This window comes from Arthrobacter sp. PvP103, from assembly GCF_017833075.1.
Taxonomy (GTDB): Bacteria; Actinomycetota; Actinomycetes; order Actinomycetales; family Micrococcaceae; genus Arthrobacter.
This window is the reverse complement of the sequence record NZ_JAFIBQ010000001.1, coordinates 2907720-2926827: the sequence shown is the minus strand read 5'-3', so window position 1 is coordinate 2926827 and position 19108 is coordinate 2907720. Positions and strand designations below refer to the sequence as shown.

Here is a 19108-nt window from a genome sequence, read left to right as displayed (position 1 = left end):
CCGGGGCTATCGTTGAGCCATGGCGTCCCCCGAGTACGAGGAATACCCTTCCGCGGACGGGGTGATGGATGATGCGACGCTGAAGGATGCGGAGATCCGCGACTGGAACTGGGCCGTCCTTCCCAAAGGCTCGGTGAGCACTCGTTTTGCGGCGCCGAGCGGGAGTCTTGCGATGGTGGCCATGGGCAAGCCGCAGAACCCGCGGGTGGTGCTGGTTCCCGGTGCCACGGGCTCCAAAGAGGACTTCGCCGTGATGATGCCGGAGCTTGCCGAAGCCGGGTTCTATGTGCTGAGTTACGACCTTGCCGGCCAGTACGAATCGGCAGGCGCGGGGCCGGAGAACCTCGTCCCGCCCCGCAGGCATTATGACTACGAGCTCTTCGTGAACGACTTCGTCGCCGTCCTCGAGTCGGGCGGAGTCCCTGCCCATGTGGTGGGGTACTCCTTTGCCGCGATCGTGGCGCAGATTGCCTATTCAAAGCGCCCGGAGCTGTTTCGCAGCTTCACCCTTCTAAGCTGCCCGCCCCTGACGGGGCAGTGCTTCCGGGGGATCAGCCGGTTCGGGCGGTTCACCGGCTTGGCCAATGGCCGGGTGGGCGCTGCGCTGATGATCTGGGGCATCCGCCGGAACGTCAACAAGGTCTCCCCCAACCGGCTGCGGTTTGTCCGGAACCGGTTCCGGTTTACGCGGCGCCAGTCCGTGCGGGACATCTACGGGCTGATGAAGAATGTCCCGGACCTGCGGGAGCACCTCGCCGCCGCAACCGTGCCGAAATTCGTGGCGGTGGGCGAGCACGATTTGTGGCCGTTGCACTTGCACCGCCAGTTCGCGCAGTCCATCGGAGCCCGGATTTCGGTGTACCGCGGGGGGCACAGCCCGTCCGAAACGTCACCGCATCAGTTCGGCCGGGACCTGCTTGCCATGTACGCCGAGGGCGGCTGAAGCGGACATATAGTGTCGCAAGAGCACTTATACCCTTGCAAGCGAGGCGTCCGCCCCGTACGTTGGGGACAGCGGGGGACGTTCTCCGCTCTGCGGGCCGCCGTGTCTGCAGAGAGAATCAGAGTCACATAAAGGAATGCAGCCATGGCAACAGGCACAGTTAAATGGTTCAACGCCGAAAAGGGTTTTGGCTTCATTGCCCCCGATGACGGATCAGCTGACGTTTTCGCCCACTACTCGGCGATCGCTACCAGCGGTTACCGTTCACTGGACGAGAACCAGAAGGTCGAATTCGATGTGACCCAGGGTCCGAAGGGCCCTCAGGCAGAGAACATCCGCCCTCTCTAAAGGCTTAGGGTAACGGTCGCGGCGCTTAGCCGGGCCACCCTGCACCAACACCAGCCCCTCCGAACCTTTCCGGTCCGGAGGGGCTGTTGCGTTGGCTTCGCCAAGCTTCCGGTTAGCGGGCAGGTCCTGACTTGTGGCGGGCGCGTTGCACCGCCCGGTACACCGTGGACCTGGCCACTGAAAAGAGTTCTGCGAGTTCCCCGGTGGTGTGCTCGCCGGCATCGTGCAATTTGACCAGGTGGGCTTCCTGGGCCGGAGACAGCTTGGGTTTTTTGCCCTTCAGGCGGCCTTTGGCCTTGGCGATTTTCATGCCCTCGCGGGTACGGGCCCGGATCAGGTCGCTCTCGAATTCGGCCACCATGGCCAGGACGTTGAATAGCAACTTTCCGATGGGGTCCGTGGGATCGTGCACCGATCCGCCGATGCTGAGTTTCACATTCCGCTGGGCGAGCTCGTCGACGATTTCGTGGGCATCCCGAACGGACCTGGCGAGGCGGTCCAGCTTGGTGACCACGAACGTGTCACCGTCCCGGCAGGCCGCCATCGCTTCCCTGAGGCCCGGACGGTTCCGGTCAGTGCCCGTCAGCCCGTGATCTACGTAGATCCGGTCCGCGGTGATCCCCATAGCTGACAATGCGTCGCGCTGCGCCGTTAGGTCCTGCTGCTCCGTGGACACCCGCGCGTAGCCGACCAGCAAAGCGGTCATGCGCAACAGTGTGCCACGCGTACTTTTGGTGGACCAGATATGCCACCGTCACCGGGCACTTCAGCGGACGGGTCTTACGGTGGGGGTGCCCGGTCGAGCCTGCGTTTGTGCTGGTGAGGGGCGGGGTCGTCCGGAGGAGGACCGGCTAACGGGACGGCTTGTACGGGCGGGTGTGCGAGAAATGTTTCGCTGTGTTTCGTGGGGTGATGAGTCTGCGCGGGTGCCCGGAAAGGTACCTCGGCATGCGAACTTCTAGCGCGAGTGCCTTCCGGCTCTGATCTGAAGCACTACAAAGACAGCGAACGCGGCGATGGCCAAGAGAAGCGCCAAGATGAATAGCGTGAATGGCCAATGCGGCCCCTGATTACCAAAGCTGGACCACCGCTGACCCGTTACGGCGCCAATTTGGAGATAGACAATGACCCCCGCTGCGATCAAAGCGGCTGAAATCGCGATTATTCCAGTGATCCGTGCTGCCTTTCCATGACAAGGGTCCCCCAATTACTGTCCATGCCTCACGGTTGGCATTAGCATCATGCTTGCCTGGCCAGTCCCTATTCGGGCTACGTTGCCGCACTCAAAGCGTCTTGCCGTAACTCTGCGAGCCGAGGTGAGATGAAAGCCGGGATTTGGCGAACAACCAAGCGATGACACCAAACAGCGGCAGAATGAACATCGCCAGGACCCACAGGATCCGAGCTGTCTGGTCGAGCCGTTCTTCGCGGAGCACATCGAAAATACCCCAGATAATCGATCCCATGATGAACAGCGCGGACACCACACCGAGTGCTGCCAGAGCCCATTCCCAAAGTTCCATGTCGCTCTACCCCCATAGCCGATGCTGACAGGCTAGCAGTGCGACTCCACCGAACCAGCTAGCTGACACAAGGCCCGGTCGCTGTTGCAAATCATTCTGGGGGCCATCGGAGGATGACTTTTAGTCCAGGTCCCAAGAGGGCCAGTTTTTCGACCCGGTAGGGGTTTGGCTCACGATCCTGCATGACCATGATGCCGGCTACCTAAAGGGCGCCGGGCGGTATGCTCGCGCCTAGTATTTATGCAAAGGCGATACAAGCCACAGAAGAGGTAATGCGCATGGGGCCGGCGGTGCTTTTCGTTTCCCTTGTCACTTTCATTGGCCTTGGCATGATCCTTGCAGCCGGACCTCTGTCCAGAGGAGCAGCGAAGGTCAACCTCTTCTTGCCGGACGAGGAAGCAGTCGAGTACCAAAGAAGACGAAAGCGCTCTGTCCGAAATTATGGGATATCTATTGTCGCTGTAGCAGTGGCCTTCGCTCTCTACTACTTTGTCTTCGGCGGCAGATGATTCAAGCCAGCCCATACGCCCTGGCGGCCGGCTGGCGGCCCGGTCAGGGTAGCTTTCTCTTTTGGGCTCGCGGTGGATGCACATTTCGGCATCCGGTGTCTGATGCCCAGTTTTCGGCCCGGTAAGGGTTCGGCTCACGACCCCACCAAGCAGCGCACCGACACTACATAGCCTTCCAGGTCAGGGGCTGCGCCTCTGACCTCGCAGGATGACGATTAAAAGGGTTAGCTACCGGCGCGAGGTGAGTATGTTGTTGTGCAGCTTTATCCAGCCCTCTGACTCCCACTGGTTGGTGTTGGTGCCATCAACCACCAGGACGGCGGATGCGCTAGTGGCACTGCTGACTGTTACGACCTCGCCGCCGCTGGCCATACTGCCGCACCCTGCGACCCATAGCGAGGGGTTGGCGTCTGGAACAACGACCACGCAAGCCTCCCGGGTTCCATCGCTTTTGGCCGCGAAATACGAAACGCCTTTTTCCGCAGCAAGCAAACGCGCGCTTTCGGCCTTCACGTCGGTTCCTTGGAACGTGATTCCGTCCGGCAATCTATCTTCGACGCCGACCTCACGATCCAGAGCTTTGAATCCTGATTGGGCGGTACAGCCACCAAGCAGAATTGCCAAGCCGAACCCGGCCACAATCAGTTGAAATGAGTGACGATTAATAACACTGCCCCCTCAGACGTCGTTGCGCCGACACTACACCAGCCCGGTCAGGGTAGCTTTCCCTTGGCTTGCCCTTTTCTAGCCACTCGTGGCCGCTACTCGTCCGAGAGCCAATTTTCCGCCCGATCAGGGTTCCCCCAAGGACCAACCGCGCAGATACCGCTCGGGTAGGGTGCGTATGAACGAAAATCATTGGGGGAATAATGAAGCTTCTTCGATCGACGCTGCTCGCGAGCCTGCTAGTTTCAAGCCTCGCCGGCTGCACCTACGCAGAGCCCGTGCCGGACCCGGCAAGCGAGTCGAGTCGGCCGTCACCGACTCCCAGCGCGACGGCTGCTGCCGGTCCCGTGACTCTACAAGGTCAATTTCAGTCGCAAGGAGCGACCACCACTGGGACGGCCACCATCCGTGTCACAGAGTCCGGTGCATTCGTGCAGCTAGAAGACTTTACTACAGGTTCCGGAGACGGTGTCCGTCTCGTGCTGAGCCCTGGGACCGTGCGCCCCGGACCCAGTGGTGAACTGGAGCTGTCATCGTCGACACTCATTGAGCTGGGGCCGCAACCCCTCAGCCGATCGAGTAGTCAGCGCATCGAAATGGACCTCAGGATGTGGGAGGCGATGCCCGGGCCCGTTCGCAGCGTCGTGATCTATAACTTTGCCGAAAAGACGGCGTATGGCACGGCCAACCTTGTAGAGATGCCGCATTCCTAAGAGGCCGCGGCCAGCGGGTCGCCAAATTGGCAGTTGAGGTCTAGTTTGGATGCCCCCTCAACTCCCGGGGTCGCCGGACAAGTCCCGAAGCCCGGCAAAGGATCGATTACGGGCGCAGGTGCGACACAAAGCGATCACAGAGCACCGCCGCGAAGCGATCAAATCCACACCCGGCAACAGAATGGCCCAGGGCCCCGCTCATGGATCCATGAGCGGACGGTGCGCGTGCAACGGTTGTGCGGTGATCGTGGCCTAATTTCGCCGCGAGCGATTTTCTATCATTTCTTGTCGCAGCCTACTTTGGACTCGCTGGCGAACCTCGGTGGGGGCTTGGTCCAACACATCATTGGCATCGTCGCCGATGAGCCAAATAAGTCCCCGATGTCCCTGCTCATTCGATGAAACCAGTGCAATCGAATACATGCGGTCACCAGCCTCATCTTCCGCCCAAGTTTTGGCTTCCGACAAAGTCGCATCCGTTAGATCGAAGGTGCTGACCGAGTAGCCGGGCCCAGGCTCCTCAAAAAAGTACACGCGGAAAGTGCTCTGGTGTTGCTCCCAACGGCTGTCTCGTTCGTAGGACGCTTCGACGTGCATGCAGGTGATCTTACGCTTCGAAGAATGGGCCGGGCCCTGGGCCATTCTGTTGCCGGGTGTGGATTTGATCGCTTCGCGGCGGTGCTCTGTGATCGCTTTGTGTCGCACCTGCGCCCGTAATCGATCCCCAAATGAAACGGAGTCTACGGCGCCGGACACTCGAACCCTACTGCCGCTCTTTGGCCTCCATAGCCTGCAGGAGACCGTCTAGTTAGCCCCTGCGTAGGCGAAGCACCCGGACGGTGTGAAAAATGATCAACCCCACTCCGACGCTGACGAATATGGCGTCTGGCCAGCGCGGCGGTTCTGTGGCAAGCCTGTATACGGCTGGAACCATGATGAATATGGCGAGGCCGATACCGAGCCAGGCTGAGAACCTGATTCGCTTTTGCTCTTCCCACGTTTTGGCAGCGGGCTCACTGCTGGTGGCGTGATCGTTGAACGGTCTGCTGTAATGCTCGGGTTCCATGCGGCTGCCCCCTCAGGCTTGGTGTCCCGAGCCTACCCGAGCCACCCATCCCCTTCAGGAGCGGCTACTGGTCGGTGTCGGACCCGGAGAGGGTTGCCGTGTGACTATCTCGGGCCCGCAGTTGGCGGTAACGTCTACCGCATTCGATAGTGAACATCGCCTCCGGCGAGAGCACTGATCCTTGGGGGGAAAATGTTGTCGACCATAGCTCGCTCCACAATTACGAATCCTGTGATTCCTGGATCATGGTTGGCCCTGCAAAGCGTCGTTGCTCTGGCCTATGTCGCGCTGTTGATCGGAGCGTGGATAACCATCTTCCGGGCGAAGGATCAACCACCCAGGACACTCTTTGTGTGGGCGGTGATCGTCTTTGTGCTGCCGTTTATCGGCCCGCTTCTCTGGTTCATCGGAGGGCGAAAGGCTTCGCAACGAAACGGCTCTCTACCTAGCTAGGTTCAAATCGGTCTGTCGATGCTCTTAACCAAGTAGGCTGCGTCGCTTCCAGGTTGGCTCCCTGCTCCGAGAAGGGCAGTCGCTGGGAAAAGTGTCCCGCACAGGGTTCGGCTCTCGTTCAAGGTTCAATTCCTCCTGGCCTGCGTATCAGTGCGGGCTAGGATCAAAACATGGCAGCTGAGATAAGGGAGCCCTCGCCCCTCGGGAGGTGGGAAAAGGCCCTCACGCGGTCGTACTGGTGGGTTCTCTTAGTTGGCTTTTTGGTCTCCAGCATCCTCCGTGAACCACTTGGCTTCTGGCCCGCAATTGCCCTCACAGTCGCCGTCATGGCTGCCCTTACGCTCATAGTCTCGCGACTGGCAGCGGCGGAAAGGAAGATTCGTCTTCTCCGGGACGTGGAGCGCGGACTCATCGAATGCGCAATCCGATACCCCAAGGCTCTCCCCGGTTCACTGAGCAGCAGGTGGGAACAGGGAATCGCAGAAGTGAACAATGGAACTATCAAGTTCCAGCCTCTGCTTGCCGGCATAGGATCCCCCACGGAGCACGTGCGGGAGTTCAGCGAGCTGTCCTTCTACGGATTGCTCGACCTTCCCCCGAAGAAGCCAGCAGAGCTCCAGCGGTCCTGGAAAATCGCGGCAATCGGCACAGACAAGGGAGACCTGGAAGTAGCCACCGGAGAAGCAGGTCTCAGCCTATTCTCGGGCCCGGACGCCAGTCCGTAGGCCGGCGTCGCACATCTGCAACGGACATGCAGTCGGGGTCGTCAAGGCCAGCATCGGGACGAATACCGCCGAATCCCAGCTGCCGGGCATCTGGACTACAGGTCGTACCCACCGGACCTGGCAGTTAAAAACATTGCAGCGCTTGCAAATAGGGACAGCAGGGAGCCCGTGAAGCCAAGGCTCATAAGTGCGATCCGCCGGGAATCCAGCGGCTTGCCTTTCTGACGCGGGTTGCGCGATTCGAAGACGGCTATGGGTACAGTCATCACCAGGCCGACGATCATGTTGCGCGCTAATCATGATGAGGACTCGTTCCGGTTGACCCAGTCCCTACGACGTTCATCGCAAACACAAACAGAATCGCCACAGTCCAAGGCCACCCAAGTGGCGAATAAGTCCTGCCCTCGTACCCATGGGCACAGCTTACTGGTCCAGCCGACTAGCCAACAGGACCCGGAAATGCGGCCGGGGAAATCTTTCTAGGTGAAGGTGTTTCGGCCCGGTAAGGGTTGCAATCCTTCGGACCGCCAATTCTTGGCCACGATGGGCGACAGGTGCCGAAGGGGCCAGTTTTCGGCCCGGTAAGGGTTCGGCTTTGAAACATTAAAACGGCGCGTTGCCGGGGGCTGCCTGCTCCGCTGTGTGAGCCAGGAACCGGCCCGCCCGCCGGAAGTCACGGACGAGAAACCCTACCCCGGCCGCTATTACTCCCACACCAATTGCCATCAGCCAAGCGAACAGACTGTCACCGCGGAGAGCTGAGTTCATAACTTGGGGAATAAAGATGAGCGGATATAACGGCGCCAGAAGCAGTTGCGTGGCGAGGCCCTTTCGTAATTGCACCGCGGCGGCCCGGGTGACCGAAAGATGTTCCGGATCGATGGATGCCTTCCCTGCGATCTGACGACGGACCTGCTTCTTTTCCTCGTTTTCCAGGGAAAGAAGCACATCGATCCTCCCGAACTTTGCTGCCGGTGCCACTTTCTTCGCGTTGTAGACCAAGCCCCCAATCAGGGCGCCGAGAAATCCAAGGAGAATCCCGAAGGTTAGGAAGGTCGGCCACCTCTCCGGTGTGCCTGGGAAAGCCAGGGTTGCACCGATGGTCCCGGCCGCGACCAGGATGAAGAATCCGGCAGGGAAATAGCGGGTGTAATAGGTTTTCACGGCCTCGCCCAGGCCGTTGTCCTCGACGCCCTTGGCTCTTCTCATCGCGTCTACCCAGCGGTCATTGGACTCCGCCATGAGATCGTCAATACCGCTCATCGTCTTCTTCTTCCCCGAAGCACAAAACGCTGACAAGACGCCAGTGAAAACCTGCTTATGCGTCCTGTGTAGATCCTCAAATCCTGAACTATGAGCACCAATAAACCAATGGTCCCAGCCCGCTGTTCCTGGTCAACGAGTCCCCCATGCCTCGCCACTTTGGGTCCCGCGTGTCGGTGACGGTCGAAAACTGAGCCATAGTGACGGTTGAAAACTGAGCCACCGGAGAACCCGCGGATGCCGGCGACGGTGTTGGCGGAGCGTGTGGGCTGGTCCGGGTCCCCGGCATGGTTCCGGGAGAACGTGGCCAGGATCCGGCCGGAGTATGCCCCTGCCGATCCCGCGGACCGGATCAGTTACGAACCCGGGGACCAGGCGCAGTGCGACCTGTGGTTTCCCGAGGTGCGGATACCGGTCGGTGGCGGGAAGTCGAGGGTTCTGCCGGTGCTGGTGATGGTGTCCTCGCATTCGCGGTTCATCCTGGCGCGGATGCTCCCGTCCCGGATGACCGGGGACCTGCTGGCCGGGATGTGGGAGCTGATCGGGTCCCTGGGTGCGGTTCCGCGGCGGCTGATCTGGGACAACGAAGCCGGCATCGGACGGCGGAACAGCTACTCCGCCGGGGTCGCGGCGTTCGCCGGGGTCCTCGCCACCAGAATCGTGCAGGTCAAGCCCTACGATCCGGAGAGCAAGGGCGTTGTGGAGCGGGCCAACCAGTTCCTGGAGACCTCGTTCCTTCCCGGCCGGACCTTCACTTCGCCGGAGGATTTCAACGCCCAGCTCGGCCAGTGGCTTCCCCTGGCCAATGCCCGTCTGGTCCGGCGGACCGGAGCCCGGCCCGCGGAGCTGATCCGCCAGGACAAGGCGGCGATGCTGGGACTGCCGCCGGTTCCGCCCGTGACCGGATTCGCCGCAAGGGTCAGGCTCCCGCGGGACTACTACGTCCGGATGGGATCCAACGACTACTCCGTGCACCCGCACGCCATCGGCAGGTTCGTCGACGTCACCGCAGACTTGGAAACAGTCACGATCACCCTGGACGGGCGATGTGTCGGAAGCCACTCCCGGTCTTGGGGCACCGGCCTGACAATCACGGATTCGGACCATGTCGAGGCAGCCCGGAACTTGCGGAAAGCCTTCCAAAACCCGGCACCCGTCGGAGACACAGCCGGGCTGCGGGACCTGGCTGACTACGACCGGGCGTTCGGTGTCGTCCTCGATGACGGGCAGGTCGCCTGATGACCGAAGCCAAGGAAACCGCCGGCCAGATCGAGTACTACTCCCGGGCGATGAAGGCGCCACGGATCCGGGAAGCAGCAGCGAGGCTCGCGGACCAGGCCCGCGAGGCCGGCTGGACCCATGAGGAATACCTCGCCGCCGTCCTGTCCCGGGAAGTCGCCGCCCGCGAAGCCTCCGGCGCCGAAGCCCGTGCCCGGGCAGCCGGGTTTCCTGCCCGCAAGTCGCTCGAGGACTTCAGCTTCGACCATCAGCCCGGCCTCAAACGCGACACCATCGCGCACCTGGCCACCGGTGCGTTCCTGACCAAGGCGTCCAACATTGTCCTGCTCGGACCGCCGGGAACCGGCAAAACGCACCTTGCCACCGGGTTGGGGCTGCGGGCCACCCAGCTGGGCCACCGGGTCCTGTTCGCAACCGCCATCGACTGGGTCGCCCGGCTCCAAGCTGCTCATCAGGGCGGGAGGCTGCCGCAGGAACTGGTCAGGCTGCGCCGCTACGGGCTGATCATCGTTGATGAGGTCGGCTACATCCCGTTCGAGCAGGACGCCGCGAACCTGTTCTTCCAGCTCGTCTCCTCACGCTACGAGCACGCCTCGCTCATCCTGACCTCGAACCTGCCGTTCGCCCGCTGGGGAGACGTGTTCGGTGACCAAGTCGTCGCCTCAGCCATGATCGACCGCATCGTCCACCACGCCGAAGTCGTCACGCTCAAAGGCTCCAGCTACCGGCTCAAGCACACACGGACAGACTCGCTGCCCTCGACAAGACCGGAAAATACGGCAGAATAACCAACGTCAACGTGGCTCACTTTTCAACCCACGAAATGGCTCACTTTTCGACCGGCGCTGACACCCCGCCTGGAACGGCCCAATTTCCTCTCGCTCAGGGTTCGTTCGTGCGCCGTCGAGTGATCAGTTGCAATTCATTGCGGACCGAACCGCTGGGGCACACAATGAATCAACTACCGGTGGGGGTCGGGCACATGCGTCGAGGTCTAAGAATCGCTGTCACCGCGTTCGTATTCTCGCTCGCGCTCACCTCATGCGCGCCAAGTCCGCTGCCCAAAGAGAGTCATGGACCCGTGGTCTACGATCAAGGCCAAGTCCGGCTGTGTGGCACGGTTATCAGCCGTGGCCGGGACGTCCCGGTGATATCCGACATCGTGAATGGCTCAGTGCAGCCGATTGAGAGCACAAGTAGCACCGGACTCATTTATCTGAGCTTCACCCAGGACTGTGCGAGTGGCGCCTATTATCAAATCGCACCTGCGGATAGTGCGGAAATCTCGCAAGAGGTCACAGGCCCAGCAGGAACTGCGTTGGCAGTCGTACTTAAACCGACCAAAAAAGACTTCACCGTCATTGCGACGACCTCGTCAGGGATAAAGAAGAGCGTAGAGATCCGCCTAACAAGCCTTCCGGGCCCTTCCCCAGAGAGCTGAACTACGCGGCCGGAGGCATCATTCAGGTGACAGTACCAGCCTCCTGTCGGTGCCACTGACGGAATCACATCACTGCGACTGCACATCCTCCCTGTGGCTCAGACTGCCCGTTCTTTGTCGCTTTCACTCTGCGCGTCGCGAGTCGGCTCTCCGGTCTTCGCTCGTCGGACGAGCCCATATTCGGCCCGGTCAGGGTTCCAAGACCGACGTCGCACTGGCCGCTGGCGGAACCGACTTACGCAACGTTCTGAACCAGAGATTGGGACTCAGGCGCCGGCTTGCCTGTTCGCGGCCCGAGCGCCCTGGTGAGGGTGGACATGCTCACGCTGAGAGTCTCCGCGATCTCCTGCAGTTTCTTTCCCTGACGCCGCAGGTCCCTGGCTGCCGCAAGTTTCGTCGCCGGTCATCGCCGGCGGACGTCCGCCGAGTCGTCCCATGGCTTTCGCGGCCGCTAACCCTGCCCTCGTGCGTTCGGACAATCGGGAGCGTTCGTACTCTGCCAGAGACGGGAACATGTCGAAGATCAGCTTCCCGTGCGCGCTGGTCGTGTCCAGCCAGGGTTTCGGCTCACGATTCCCTTACGGGACAGCTCCATCCCGGGGTCTCACAACCTCAGTGCCGCGTATCCCCAGGGTTTTGCGATGCCGTCGCGGGCACCGCAATCGCGAGGCTTCCGGCGGCGACAGCGATCACCGCTCTAGTACGGTCAATAGTCTTGCGACACTTCGGGGATTCTCTGGAAAGAGGCTGGAACTAAAATGACCAAACTATCAGCATCAGCGCGGACAAGGGGCTTGACTGGGCAGGGATGTCCATAGCATCAATGAATTCAAAAGGATATTCAAGCGCCCGTTTCATTAGGTGTGGGGCACGACTGACCGGCTCGGTTCCGGTGGGCCCCAGCTCGCTGCAGCAAGCCTTTCGGACTTATCTCTTGTCTGCGTTTTCCATGGCAGCCCGTCGAGACCTGGTGACTGCTAGTCCGGTAGCGCTTCCTGCTGCGGCCAGGAAGAAGAGCAGCACCAGCAACGGACCGGACATCCCTGGGAAGAGCGGGTTGCGGCCGGTAAGGAAGATTGAAGCCAGTAAGCCCACGATCGAGATGCAAAATATCAGACCTAGTGCTCTCTGGATGCCGCGCTGGCGAGTCGGCAATGACTTGTTAGAAGTAGTCATGGACTTATTCTATCCGGTTGACTGTTAGCAAAATTGACAAGCTTGTAAATAATGGGGGAGTTTGCATTAAAACACGAAAGTTTGTTGGAATTCTGTCTGCTGGATTTCTCGTCGTCGCTGGCGCCACTGCTACTTCGCTGATGGAGGCGAAAGAGGCCTAAGCCTCGATTTGTGGGTACTCACAAGAGGTCCGCACCTACAACTCCATGCTCGCCTGGCTGGGTGTCGCATCCATACTCGTTCCTTGGGGGAACATGAAAATGATCAAACCAATGCTGACTGCCACCCTTGTCGCAGGCCTCACCGGATGTTCCTACACCGGTGCACCGGAGGACTCGGCAACCGACAGTCCTGTCGACCCCACCTCAACCTCCACTCCCGCACCGGAGAGCGGCCAGCCGCAGGTATTTGAGGGAAAATTCGTGTCACAGGCAGCCGTGACGCGCGGCACTGTCACCCTGACGGTAACTCCCTCGAAGGTGGAACTGGAACTGGCTGAGTTCTCGACCGGAGACGCCGAGGATCTGTACGTGCATCTCAACCCTGGCACGCTGGAGCCTTCGGCCATCGGAGAACTCGGACTAAATACCCCGTAGACATTTGTCGCGGCACCCCTGAAGACCCGAATGGGCACCCAGTACTACGATCTGACGGCCGAGTGGCCGTCTCTGCCGAGGACAGGAAGCGTAACCATCTACAGATACAGCTCAGAGTTGGAATTGAAACCAGACCGCCCAGGCGTGAATCACTATCTTCCCGGTGGTCGTGGCTTCCCCATTGGCATTTCAATCCTCCGACCGCCCATTCTTGGCCGCTATGGGCGATATGTGCTGAAGGGCGCATTTTTCGGTCGGTCAGGGTTCTCGTTCCATGACTCGCTGAAGGTGAGCATTTGCACCTGCAGTAGGCTTGCGATGTCCTCGGACAAGCGAATCTTTGGGGGAAGAACTATGGATATTGTCGTAGCTGCCGTATTTATGGCCATTTTCTTTTATGTCCTCTATGGGGTTATCCGTGCGGCGACGCGCGACGGAATCATTGCTGCCCGGCAAAGCTGGAAGGCTGATGCTACTCAGGATGGCCAAGAGGTGACGCATGACGAGCCCGCATCTTGACCAGTGGACTCTCAGCGACCACAATTACCGCCGTTCAGAAGTGACGGCTTTCGTCGGGAGCGGCGACGTGGTTTGGCAGCGTGTCGCCCAGGAAGTGCTCCTCTGGAAGATAAAAACCGCGAGTGGGTTTCTCGTAGACCCCCCGGGCCCTGTATCGCCGGGCGACCGGGTCGTCGTAACTGCGCGCCTGGGTGGCCTCACCGTCGCCGAACCAGTCCAAGTCATCGACGTGGTCCAAGAACCCGGGAGATCCGGGTTTTCGTACCGCACCATGCCTGGGCACCCCGTCGATGGAGAGGAAGCGTTTTTCGTGCACCGTCGTGGCGAGGAAGTGCACCTCACCGTTCGGTCGCTCACGCGAGCGGCATCACGACAGCCATGGCGGCGACTCTTCCCGCTCCTCCTGATTGCACAGTGGATTTTTCAGAGGCGTTACCTACGCGCGCTGCGGTGACGGACGGAACGGCTGCAACCCGCTACAAGCGGCCTCGAGATCCGGGAAGAAATCCCCTGGGCTGGTCGCTCCTCTCTGACCCCGGCACGCGGAAATCAGCGCTTTTTTATCCGTCGGTAATTCTTACTCCGGCGACGGCCCCTGTCCAAGGACCCGTCGGGTCGTGTCGCATCAGCATTGCGGCGACGTATCCCTCCTGCAACTCAACAACCTGCGACAAGACGCCTGAACAATCAAGATCGAGCGACAGTAGCTCCTTTGACCCGGGGCGGGAGAGGAACACTTGCGCATCCGGAATACCCACGCAGGCTGCCGTGACGGTGTACCGGCCGGCGGTCTGCACCTTTACGGTTTTGCTGAAACCAACCCCTGGTCCGTCGGCAGGGCCGGAGTCTTCAAGGAGCACGGAGCCTTGGGCCACTGCGAGGCTCTTCTCCAGTTCGGCGTAGTTGCGCGTTTCGGTATCCAGTATCTCCGGACCCTTCGTTGGGACGGAAGGAGCGGGGCGCGTGCTACGCACCGCGGTGGCCGTCGGATCACCGAAATCCTCATAGGTGCAGGCTGCCAGGACACCCGCCAGCAGCATGCTCAGGACTGTCGCCGCAGCACTACGGACTAGTCTCGTTCCCCCACGACCTGACATGGGCCGAGTCTACGGTCCGTTCGCCGAAAGGCAAGACACATGCGTTTCGATAGCGTTGTGAGCCCAAAGCGGCCAGAGCGCGCGGAATGGGTGGCATCAAAAGACCGTGAACTGCCGATTTCCCCAAAATCAGCGTTGTAATACCCGCCCAGAGGACGGTGGCGATTCCAATGGCTATCGCGAACGCCTGGTACCGTGGGCCGGCTCATTCGCGGGTTTCCGGCAGCGCGTTGAAGGGAAGATTCCTGAGGTTGGTGACATGGTTGAACACGGAAACAGCGGCACTGGGCGCACTGGGAGCCCCAACTGACGTATTTTTAGCCGGATTCGACTAGCCGCAGTGCTACGGCCACAGGGCGGGAGGATGTTAAGTCGAGTCCAGGCTCGCCTCTGGAGCAATTCAATCCGCTTTGGTAGCTTCAACGCATGGCCATCAAACTTGAGAATGTCGGTATCGCCGTTCGCGACCTCGAAGCAACAATCGCCTTTTTCACCGACCTTGGGCTCACGGTCATCGGGCGCGACACGGTCAGCGGCGAGTGGACCGATACTGCCGTCGGGCTGGATGGCAACCACGCCAAGATTGCGATGCTGCGGACCCCCGACGGTCATGGTCACCTTGAGCTCTTCGAATACATCCATCCCAAAGCGATCGAGTCGAACCCAACTCGTCCCAACGACATAGGCATGCACCGCGTGGCCTTCTCGGTCGACGACATAGACAAAGCCCTTGAGATAGCTGCGAAGCACGGTTGCCATCCTCTACGCGGCGTGGCGACCTACCGCGACGAATATAAACTCACGTACCTCCGCGGTCCCAGCGGAATCCTCGTGATGCTTGCCGAGAAACTGAAGAAAGACTGACACCCGAGCGGCCCAATTAGCCTGTGTTGGCCATGGCGGGCGGCGCCAGCCGACGCATAGAGGTGGACGCCCATCCGGCTCGTACCTCCTGGATCATCAGCTCGCCACGGTTGCCTCCTACGCAGAATGCTCGGGGAGCGTTCGGAATGCAGATGGTTGCCGTTAACTATCCATAACCGTTGCTGTCCGGCCCTCCTGCGGGGCACCATCGAGACATGACTAAATACCTTATCTCCTTCCCGAGCGAAGCCATGGTGCTCACCGCCGAAGAATTCCCGATCGTCTCCGCCGAATCCCACGCCGTGATCGAGGAGGCGAAGGCCGCAGGCGTCTACGTATTCGGCGGTGGAATCGATGAGGAAGTCGATCCCGTGCTGGTCTCCGCTGACGGGTCGGTGAGCCCCGAGATCTATCCTGGCTCTGAGCTCAAGGGCGGGTTCACCGTGCTGGAGCTGCCGACGCGCGAGGAAGCGGTCGAGTGGGCGAGGAAGATCGCGGTGGCCTGCCGTTGCTCGCAGGAGCTCCGCGAGTTCGGGTATGACCCGGCGAGCTAGCCGCCACTCGCGTTCGGCCCAGACGGTCCCGTTGCGCACCGCGGGACAGGCTGATAGCTTTCCGGTAATCGTGATCAATCGGCAGGAGGTGAGACCCATGAACGCAGTACCCAAGTGGGCGCTCCCCTTCAGTCCACGACCGCGCGACTGAGGCAGTCGTCGCCGGGGGCGCCAGACAGGCAATTCGCGAAAGGCGACTCCCATGAACACAACACCTGTTTCAACTCCCCACTTCACCTCGACGACGGCCTCCGAACGGCCGTTATCCGGCCAGGATCAGCCGCAGGTTGACGCCGCAATACGGATGGGCGCCGCGGGTGAGCGAGCGCTGGTCCTGGGTGGCGGCGGATCGACAGGCAACGCGTGGCTGATCGGCGTCGTCGCTGGCCTGTTCAGCGCGGGGCTGGACGTCACCACAGCCGACCTCACCATTGGGACGTCAGCAGGCTCGACGGCGGCGGCCCAGATAGCTGGTGCGACCCCTGCCGAGCTACTCGCCGCCGTTCTTGCTGCTGCGCCCCAGCAACGGACTGGTCCGGCCAGGGCCGACGGTGGACGCGTTCCCATTGGGCCGGTGGCCGACCAGATGCGGAGGACGGGCGAGATCATCGCCGCGGCGGAGGATGCGGCCGATATGCGCCGAAGACTGGGCGCAGCCGCACTCGGCATGGATGCGGCGTCCGACGATTCCCGGCGAACACAGTGGCGCGCTACCGTCGCCGCGCGGCTGCCCAGCCAGCACTGGCCTCAACGAACGATGCTCATCACTGCGGTCGACGCCCATACCGGTGAACCGGTCGTGTTCGACCGCCACAGCGGGGTGGACCTGGCGGACGCCGTGGCCGCCAGCTGCGCCAGTGGCTTCGCCTACAGGATCGGAGACAACCGATACATCGACGGCGGCTACCGCCGATCCAGCGAGAATGCCGATCTGGCAACCGGATACCGTCGAGTGCTGGTGCTGTCGCCATTTAGCGGCAGATCACGGGCACCGCTGGAGTGGGGCCTGCATCTGGCAGCGCAGGTGGACGAGTTACGCGCCCGCGGCAGCAAAGTCGAAACAATCTTCCCGGATAGCCGCTCCGCACACATGTTCGGCGCCAATGCGATGGACCTATCGCTGCGTCCGCCCGCTGCTCGAGCTGGTTACGACCAAGGCAAAGCCCTCGCCAAGCAGCTCACCGAGTTCTGGCGCTGAAGCCCTGAAACCCGCCGGTTCCGTGGCCGTGACGACACCTGGCTGCCTCGGATGGCCGAAGGGCAGGACAGATCGGCCCGGCCCCGGTTAGTCACCGCGTTCTTCCATGCCCGCACCTGGCTGGTCCTTCTGAACTTCATTCGGTGACATTGCGGCATGCCTTCCGGACGGTGCTCTCCTGACAACGGGCACAGCTGCTGTGTCGAAAAACTGATATTCCGTCGCCGGGACGCGGATTGTGCCGGCGGCTTCTGCCTTCCCTCGGATGAAATCGTGGTCGTCTCGCGAAAGTACAATCTGCCCGTGTTGATCCTGCTCGATGACCTCATGGGCGCCTTGGCTGATTTTGGCCGACACAGTACGGGGCACCACCAGGCATCCGGGATTTTCCAGAAGCCAGGTACGGGTCTCGGAATCGAGACGCTCCCACTCGTCTTTAAGGCTCATACCGGTGTGTGCCCTTCCGTTCCGGTTTGTCTTGAGGTGAATTCCGTCCAGAGTACGCCTCCGGTCAATCGGTTGACAGCTCTTTCACCGTCTCCGCGAGAGTCACTGTCTTGCACGCGTCAACTACGGCCGTGCCAGACCGGCTATCAGGCCGGGTGGGGAGCGTTGCGGGTTCACGCTTCATCTTTTCAATGCCACCGTCATTTCCATATGGCGGGGAGTCACGGCCGGTCCGGGTAACGCCAGTCCCTCCCTCGTCCCGGGGCGAGGGCGTAGCGTGAAAACCATGACACACAGTGACGACGTGCGGAAGTTCCTGACCTCCCGCCGCGCAAGGATTACGCCAGATGAGGCCGGGCTGCCCGTCTACGGTGGCAACCGGCGCGTTAGTGGCCTGCGCCGCGAGGAAGTCGCCATGCTCGCCGGGATGAGCATCGATTACTACATCCGCCTTGAGCGAGGCAACCTTTCCGGCGCCTCAGACAGCGTCCTCGAAGCGCTCGCGCGCGCTCTTAAGCTCGACGATGCCGAAACGGCCCACCTTTTTGACCTTGCCCGCGCCGCCACGGCCGCTCCCCGTGTACGGCGCAAGCGTAGCCCGCAGACAGTACGGCCGAGCGTGCAACGCGTCATTGATGCAATCACGGCCGCACCGGCTTGGGTCCGCAACGACCGCGGGGATGTCCTCGCCGCCAACGAGTTGGGCTCCGCGCTTTATCTGGACCTGATGGCCGAAAAGACCGCCCCGCCGAACAGCGCACGGTTCACCTTCCTGAACCCGAAGGCGCGGGACTTCTTCGCCGATTGGGAACGCGCGGCAGATGACATCGTCGCTGTCCTGCGGTCCACCGCCGGGAAAAACCCTTACGACAAGGACCTCACGGACCTGATCGGTGAACTCTCAACCCGAAGCGAGGAGTTCCGCACCCGCTGGGCACGGCACGACGTGAAGTACCACCGCGCCGGCCGGAAGCGGCTCCACCACCCGGTCGTGGGGGATCTTGACTTGAGTTTCGAAGCATTTGAACTGCCCGCAGACCCGGGACTGCGCATCAACGTCTACACAGCAGACCCAGGGACACCCTCCGAGGACGCGCTCAAAGTCCTCGCCAGCTGGGCCGCCACCCAGCGGAACACCGCAGAGGCCGCCGTGAAGGAGAATAAATAAACGACCGTCCCTCCACCGTGCTGATCGTCGGCGCAACCGGAAGCATCGGCCCGGCCGTCGACGGAGTCGACGCGATCGTGTCCACCCACGGACCTCCAGCGAACGGCGCAACGTCGTGGTGATCCTGGCCAGCGCATCTGGAACGTGAGGGCGCCTGGCTTCAAAGCACAGGGCTCCTCCCGGCCGGATGACCGGGATGCTCTAATCAACCCGGCGCAGGAGGCTCGCGGCAGCGAGCTGTTCCGAAACGTAGAACACGAAGGGCGGGATGTCACCGGTCCTCGCCAGGACGGCGCCGGAGCCGAGTGCGGCGAGGCCGACGGCGGCGGCTTCCCTCCCCCTGTTGGGCAGGGAAGCCAGGGCACCGGAAAGTGAACCCAGTGCGATCACGTGCAGCCACGAGTAGGCAAGGAACGGCCATCCGGGAAGGCCGCGCGCGGCGAAGCGCTCAAGATCCGAGGCGCGCAAGGCAAGCTGGGACACGAACAACGGCGCCCCTGCGGCGAGCGCGACGGCGGCGGCGGCCGCAAAGGCCCTTGTCCTTCCGGGCGGAAGGGCAAGGGCCACCCGCACGAAGGCAGCAGGCACGGCCGCGGTGCC

Annotated in this window: 23 protein-coding genes; 13 read left to right on the top strand and 10 right to left on the bottom strand. The window is 61.5% G+C overall.

The genetic code is table 11. The features are described 5' to 3' along the window. Positions 1-19: 19 nt before the first annotated feature. Together JOE41_RS13530 and JOE41_RS13525 are read left to right on the top strand one after the other, a co-directional pair. Complete coding sequence (locus tag JOE41_RS13530) at positions 20-943, top strand: alpha/beta fold hydrolase (RefSeq protein WP_011690341.1); 924 nt, start codon at positions 20-22, stop codon at positions 941-943. Positions 944-1087: 144 nt separating this feature from the next. Beyond that, entirely contained in the window at positions 1088-1291 is a 204-nt protein-coding gene (locus tag JOE41_RS13525) for a cold-shock protein (protein WP_009357211.1), read from the top strand. Positions 1292-1403: 112 nt separating this feature from the next. Here JOE41_RS13525 and JOE41_RS13520 read toward each other — a convergent pair whose 3' ends face one another. The 4 genes from JOE41_RS13520 to JOE41_RS13505 form a co-directional block, all read right to left on the bottom strand. Beyond that, positions 1404-1997 (bottom strand): recombinase family protein, encoded by a 594-nt coding sequence (locus JOE41_RS13520; protein ID WP_011690340.1) that lies wholly within the window; start codon positions 1995-1997, stop codon positions 1404-1406. Positions 1998-2574: 577 nt separating this feature from the next. Beyond that, positions 2575-2814 (bottom strand): PLD nuclease N-terminal domain-containing protein, encoded by a 240-nt coding sequence (locus JOE41_RS13515; RefSeq protein ID WP_209752646.1) that lies wholly within the window; start codon positions 2812-2814, stop codon positions 2575-2577. 737 nt (positions 2815-3551) lie between these two features. Next, positions 3552-3836, bottom strand: coding sequence for a hypothetical protein (locus JOE41_RS13510; protein WP_209752645.1), 285 nt, complete (start codon positions 3834-3836; stop codon positions 3552-3554). Positions 3837-4954: 1118 nt separating this feature from the next. Continuing rightward, positions 4955-5299 carry a hypothetical protein gene (locus JOE41_RS13505; protein WP_209752644.1) on the bottom strand — a complete coding sequence of 115 codons (345 nt, stop codon included), beginning with the start codon at positions 5297-5299 and terminating at the stop codon, positions 4955-4957. A gap of 661 nt (positions 5300-5960) precedes the next feature. On the opposite strand from JOE41_RS13505, the gene JOE41_RS21230 reads away from it, so the two are divergent. Beyond that, entirely contained in the window at positions 5961-6221 is a 261-nt protein-coding gene (locus JOE41_RS21230; RefSeq protein WP_374068712.1) for a PLD nuclease N-terminal domain-containing protein, read from the top strand. A 170-nt stretch (positions 6222-6391) separates the two neighbouring features. Further along, positions 6392-6946 carry a hypothetical protein gene (locus tag JOE41_RS13495; protein ID WP_209752642.1) on the top strand — a complete coding sequence of 185 codons (555 nt, stop codon included), beginning with the start codon at positions 6392-6394 and terminating at the stop codon, positions 6944-6946. A 603-nt stretch (positions 6947-7549) separates the two neighbouring features. Here JOE41_RS13495 and JOE41_RS13490 read toward each other — a convergent pair. Then, positions 7550-8209, bottom strand: a complete 660-nt coding sequence (locus tag JOE41_RS13490) for a hypothetical protein (protein ID WP_209752641.1) — start codon at positions 8207-8209, stop codon at positions 7550-7552. A gap of 207 nt (positions 8210-8416) precedes the next feature. On the opposite strand from JOE41_RS13490, the gene JOE41_RS13485 reads away from it, so the two are divergent. Together JOE41_RS13485 and istB are read left to right on the top strand one after the other, a co-directional pair. After that, positions 8417-9448 carry a DDE-type integrase/transposase/recombinase gene (locus JOE41_RS13485; protein ID WP_209752640.1) on the top strand — a complete coding sequence of 344 codons (1032 nt, stop codon included), beginning with the start codon at positions 8417-8419 and terminating at the stop codon, positions 9446-9448. Continuing rightward, positions 9448-10236 (top strand): IS21-like element helper ATPase IstB, encoded by a 789-nt coding sequence (istB, locus tag JOE41_RS13480; protein ID WP_209752639.1) that lies wholly within the window; start codon positions 9448-9450, stop codon positions 10234-10236. The genes JOE41_RS13485 and istB overlap by 1 nt, the downstream gene beginning before the upstream one ends. Positions 10237-11155: 919 nt before the next feature. On the opposite strand, the gene JOE41_RS13475 is transcribed toward istB, so the two are convergent. Together JOE41_RS13475 and JOE41_RS13470 are read right to left on the bottom strand one after the other, a co-directional pair. Then, on the bottom strand, positions 11156-11404 hold the full coding sequence (locus tag JOE41_RS13475) for a hypothetical protein (protein ID WP_307800703.1): 249 nt from the start codon (positions 11402-11404) through the stop codon (positions 11156-11158). A gap of 412 nt (positions 11405-11816) precedes the next feature. Continuing rightward, entirely contained in the window at positions 11817-12065 is a 249-nt protein-coding gene (locus JOE41_RS13470; protein ID WP_209752638.1) for a hypothetical protein, read from the bottom strand. Between the two features lie 260 nt (positions 12066-12325). Between JOE41_RS13470 and JOE41_RS13465 the strand changes: the two genes are divergently transcribed. From JOE41_RS13465 to JOE41_RS13455, 3 genes are read left to right on the top strand one after another with little or no spacing between them, the layout of a single operon-like run. Next, positions 12326-12661, top strand: coding sequence for a hypothetical protein (locus JOE41_RS13465; RefSeq protein WP_209752637.1), 336 nt, complete (start codon positions 12326-12328; stop codon positions 12659-12661). Between the two features lie 30 nt (positions 12662-12691). Next, positions 12692-13180 carry a hypothetical protein gene (locus JOE41_RS13460; protein ID WP_011690323.1) on the top strand — a complete coding sequence of 163 codons (489 nt, stop codon included), beginning with the start codon at positions 12692-12694 and terminating at the stop codon, positions 13178-13180. After that, a complete protein-coding gene (locus tag JOE41_RS13455; RefSeq protein ID WP_011690322.1) occupies positions 13161-13634 on the top strand; it encodes a DUF1990 family protein in 474 nt (157 codons plus the stop codon). Before JOE41_RS13460 ends, JOE41_RS13455 begins: the two co-directional genes overlap by 20 nt. A 106-nt stretch (positions 13635-13740) precedes the next feature. Here the strand turns inward: JOE41_RS13455 and JOE41_RS13450 are convergent, their stop codons facing one another. After that, entirely contained in the window at positions 13741-14277 is a 537-nt protein-coding gene (locus tag JOE41_RS13450; RefSeq protein ID WP_011690321.1) for a hypothetical protein, read from the bottom strand. Positions 14278-14703: 426 nt separating this feature from the next. On the opposite strand from JOE41_RS13450, the gene JOE41_RS13445 reads away from it, so the two are divergent. The 3 genes from JOE41_RS13445 to JOE41_RS13435 all read left to right on the top strand — a co-directional run bounded on the left by JOE41_RS13445 (position 14704) and on the right by JOE41_RS13435 (position 16893). After that, a complete protein-coding gene (locus JOE41_RS13445) occupies positions 14704-15141 on the top strand; it encodes a VOC family protein (RefSeq protein ID WP_011690320.1) in 438 nt (145 codons plus the stop codon). Between the two features lie 215 nt (positions 15142-15356). Further along, positions 15357-15695, top strand: coding sequence for a YciI family protein (locus tag JOE41_RS13440; protein ID WP_209752636.1), 339 nt, complete (start codon positions 15357-15359; stop codon positions 15693-15695). Between the two features lie 202 nt (positions 15696-15897). Beyond that, a complete protein-coding gene (locus JOE41_RS13435; RefSeq protein WP_209752635.1) occupies positions 15898-16893 on the top strand; it encodes a patatin-like phospholipase family protein in 996 nt (331 codons plus the stop codon). Positions 16894-16980: 87 nt separating this feature from the next. On the opposite strand, the gene JOE41_RS13430 is transcribed toward JOE41_RS13435, so the two are convergent. After that, the gene (locus tag JOE41_RS13430) at positions 16981-17340 is read right to left on the bottom strand and encodes a hypothetical protein (protein ID WP_209752634.1); all 360 of its coding nucleotides are present in this window, start codon (positions 17338-17340) and stop codon (positions 16981-16983) included. Between the two features lie 286 nt (positions 17341-17626). Between JOE41_RS13430 and JOE41_RS13425 the strand changes: the two genes are divergently transcribed. Next, entirely contained in the window at positions 17627-18508 is an 882-nt protein-coding gene (locus tag JOE41_RS13425; RefSeq protein ID WP_209752633.1) for a helix-turn-helix transcriptional regulator, read from the top strand. Between the two features lie 201 nt (positions 18509-18709). On the opposite strand, the gene JOE41_RS13420 is transcribed toward JOE41_RS13425, so the two are convergent. Next, positions 18710-19096: a hypothetical protein gene (locus JOE41_RS13420; RefSeq protein ID WP_245200715.1), complete on the bottom strand. Its 387-nt coding sequence runs from the start codon at positions 19094-19096 to the stop codon at positions 18710-18712. Between the last annotated feature and the right edge of the window lie 12 nt (positions 19097-19108).

Bases quoted from the DNA above. Each gene is read 5' to 3' on its own strand.
- JOE41_RS13530 (WP_011690341.1), top strand. From the start codon at position 20: ATGGCGTCCCCCGAGTACGAGGAATACCCTTCCGCGGACGGGGTGATG.
- JOE41_RS13525 (WP_009357211.1), top strand. From the start codon at position 1,088: ATGGCAACAGGCACAGTTAAATGGTTCAACGCCGAAAAGGGTTTTGGC.
- JOE41_RS13520 (WP_011690340.1), bottom strand. From the start codon at position 1,997: ATGACCGCTTTGCTGGTCGGCTACGCGCGGGTGTCCACGGAGCAGCAG.
- JOE41_RS13515 (WP_209752646.1), bottom strand. From the start codon at position 2,814: ATGGAACTTTGGGAATGGGCTCTGGCAGCACTCGGTGTGGTGTCCGCG.
- JOE41_RS13505 (WP_209752644.1), bottom strand. From the start codon at position 5,299: ATGCACGTCGAAGCGTCCTACGAACGAGACAGCCGTTGGGAGCAACAC.
- JOE41_RS21230 (WP_374068712.1), top strand. From the start codon at position 5,961: ATGTTGTCGACCATAGCTCGCTCCACAATTACGAATCCTGTGATTCCT.
- JOE41_RS13495 (WP_209752642.1), top strand. From the start codon at position 6,392: ATGGCAGCTGAGATAAGGGAGCCCTCGCCCCTCGGGAGGTGGGAAAAG.
- JOE41_RS13490 (WP_209752641.1), bottom strand. From the start codon at position 8,209: ATGAGCGGTATTGACGATCTCATGGCGGAGTCCAATGACCGCTGGGTA.
- istB (WP_209752639.1), top strand. From the start codon at position 9,448: ATGACCGAAGCCAAGGAAACCGCCGGCCAGATCGAGTACTACTCCCGG.
- JOE41_RS13475 (WP_307800703.1), bottom strand. From the start codon at position 11,404: ATGTTCCCGTCTCTGGCAGAGTACGAACGCTCCCGATTGTCCGAACGC.
- JOE41_RS13470 (WP_209752638.1), bottom strand. From the start codon at position 12,065: ATGACTACTTCTAACAAGTCATTGCCGACTCGCCAGCGCGGCATCCAG.
- JOE41_RS13465 (WP_209752637.1), top strand. From the start codon at position 12,326: ATGATCAAACCAATGCTGACTGCCACCCTTGTCGCAGGCCTCACCGGA.
- JOE41_RS13460 (WP_011690323.1), top strand. From the start codon at position 12,692: ATGGGCACCCAGTACTACGATCTGACGGCCGAGTGGCCGTCTCTGCCG.
- JOE41_RS13455 (WP_011690322.1), top strand. From the start codon at position 13,161: ATGACGAGCCCGCATCTTGACCAGTGGACTCTCAGCGACCACAATTAC.
- JOE41_RS13450 (WP_011690321.1), bottom strand. From the start codon at position 14,277: ATGTCAGGTCGTGGGGGAACGAGACTAGTCCGTAGTGCTGCGGCGACA.
- JOE41_RS13445 (WP_011690320.1), top strand. From the start codon at position 14,704: ATGGCCATCAAACTTGAGAATGTCGGTATCGCCGTTCGCGACCTCGAA.
- JOE41_RS13440 (WP_209752636.1), top strand. From the start codon at position 15,357: ATGACTAAATACCTTATCTCCTTCCCGAGCGAAGCCATGGTGCTCACC.
- JOE41_RS13435 (WP_209752635.1), top strand. From the start codon at position 15,898: ATGAACACAACACCTGTTTCAACTCCCCACTTCACCTCGACGACGGCC.
- JOE41_RS13430 (WP_209752634.1), bottom strand. From the start codon at position 17,340: ATGAGCCTTAAAGACGAGTGGGAGCGTCTCGATTCCGAGACCCGTACC.
- JOE41_RS13425 (WP_209752633.1), top strand. From the start codon at position 17,627: ATGACACACAGTGACGACGTGCGGAAGTTCCTGACCTCCCGCCGCGCA.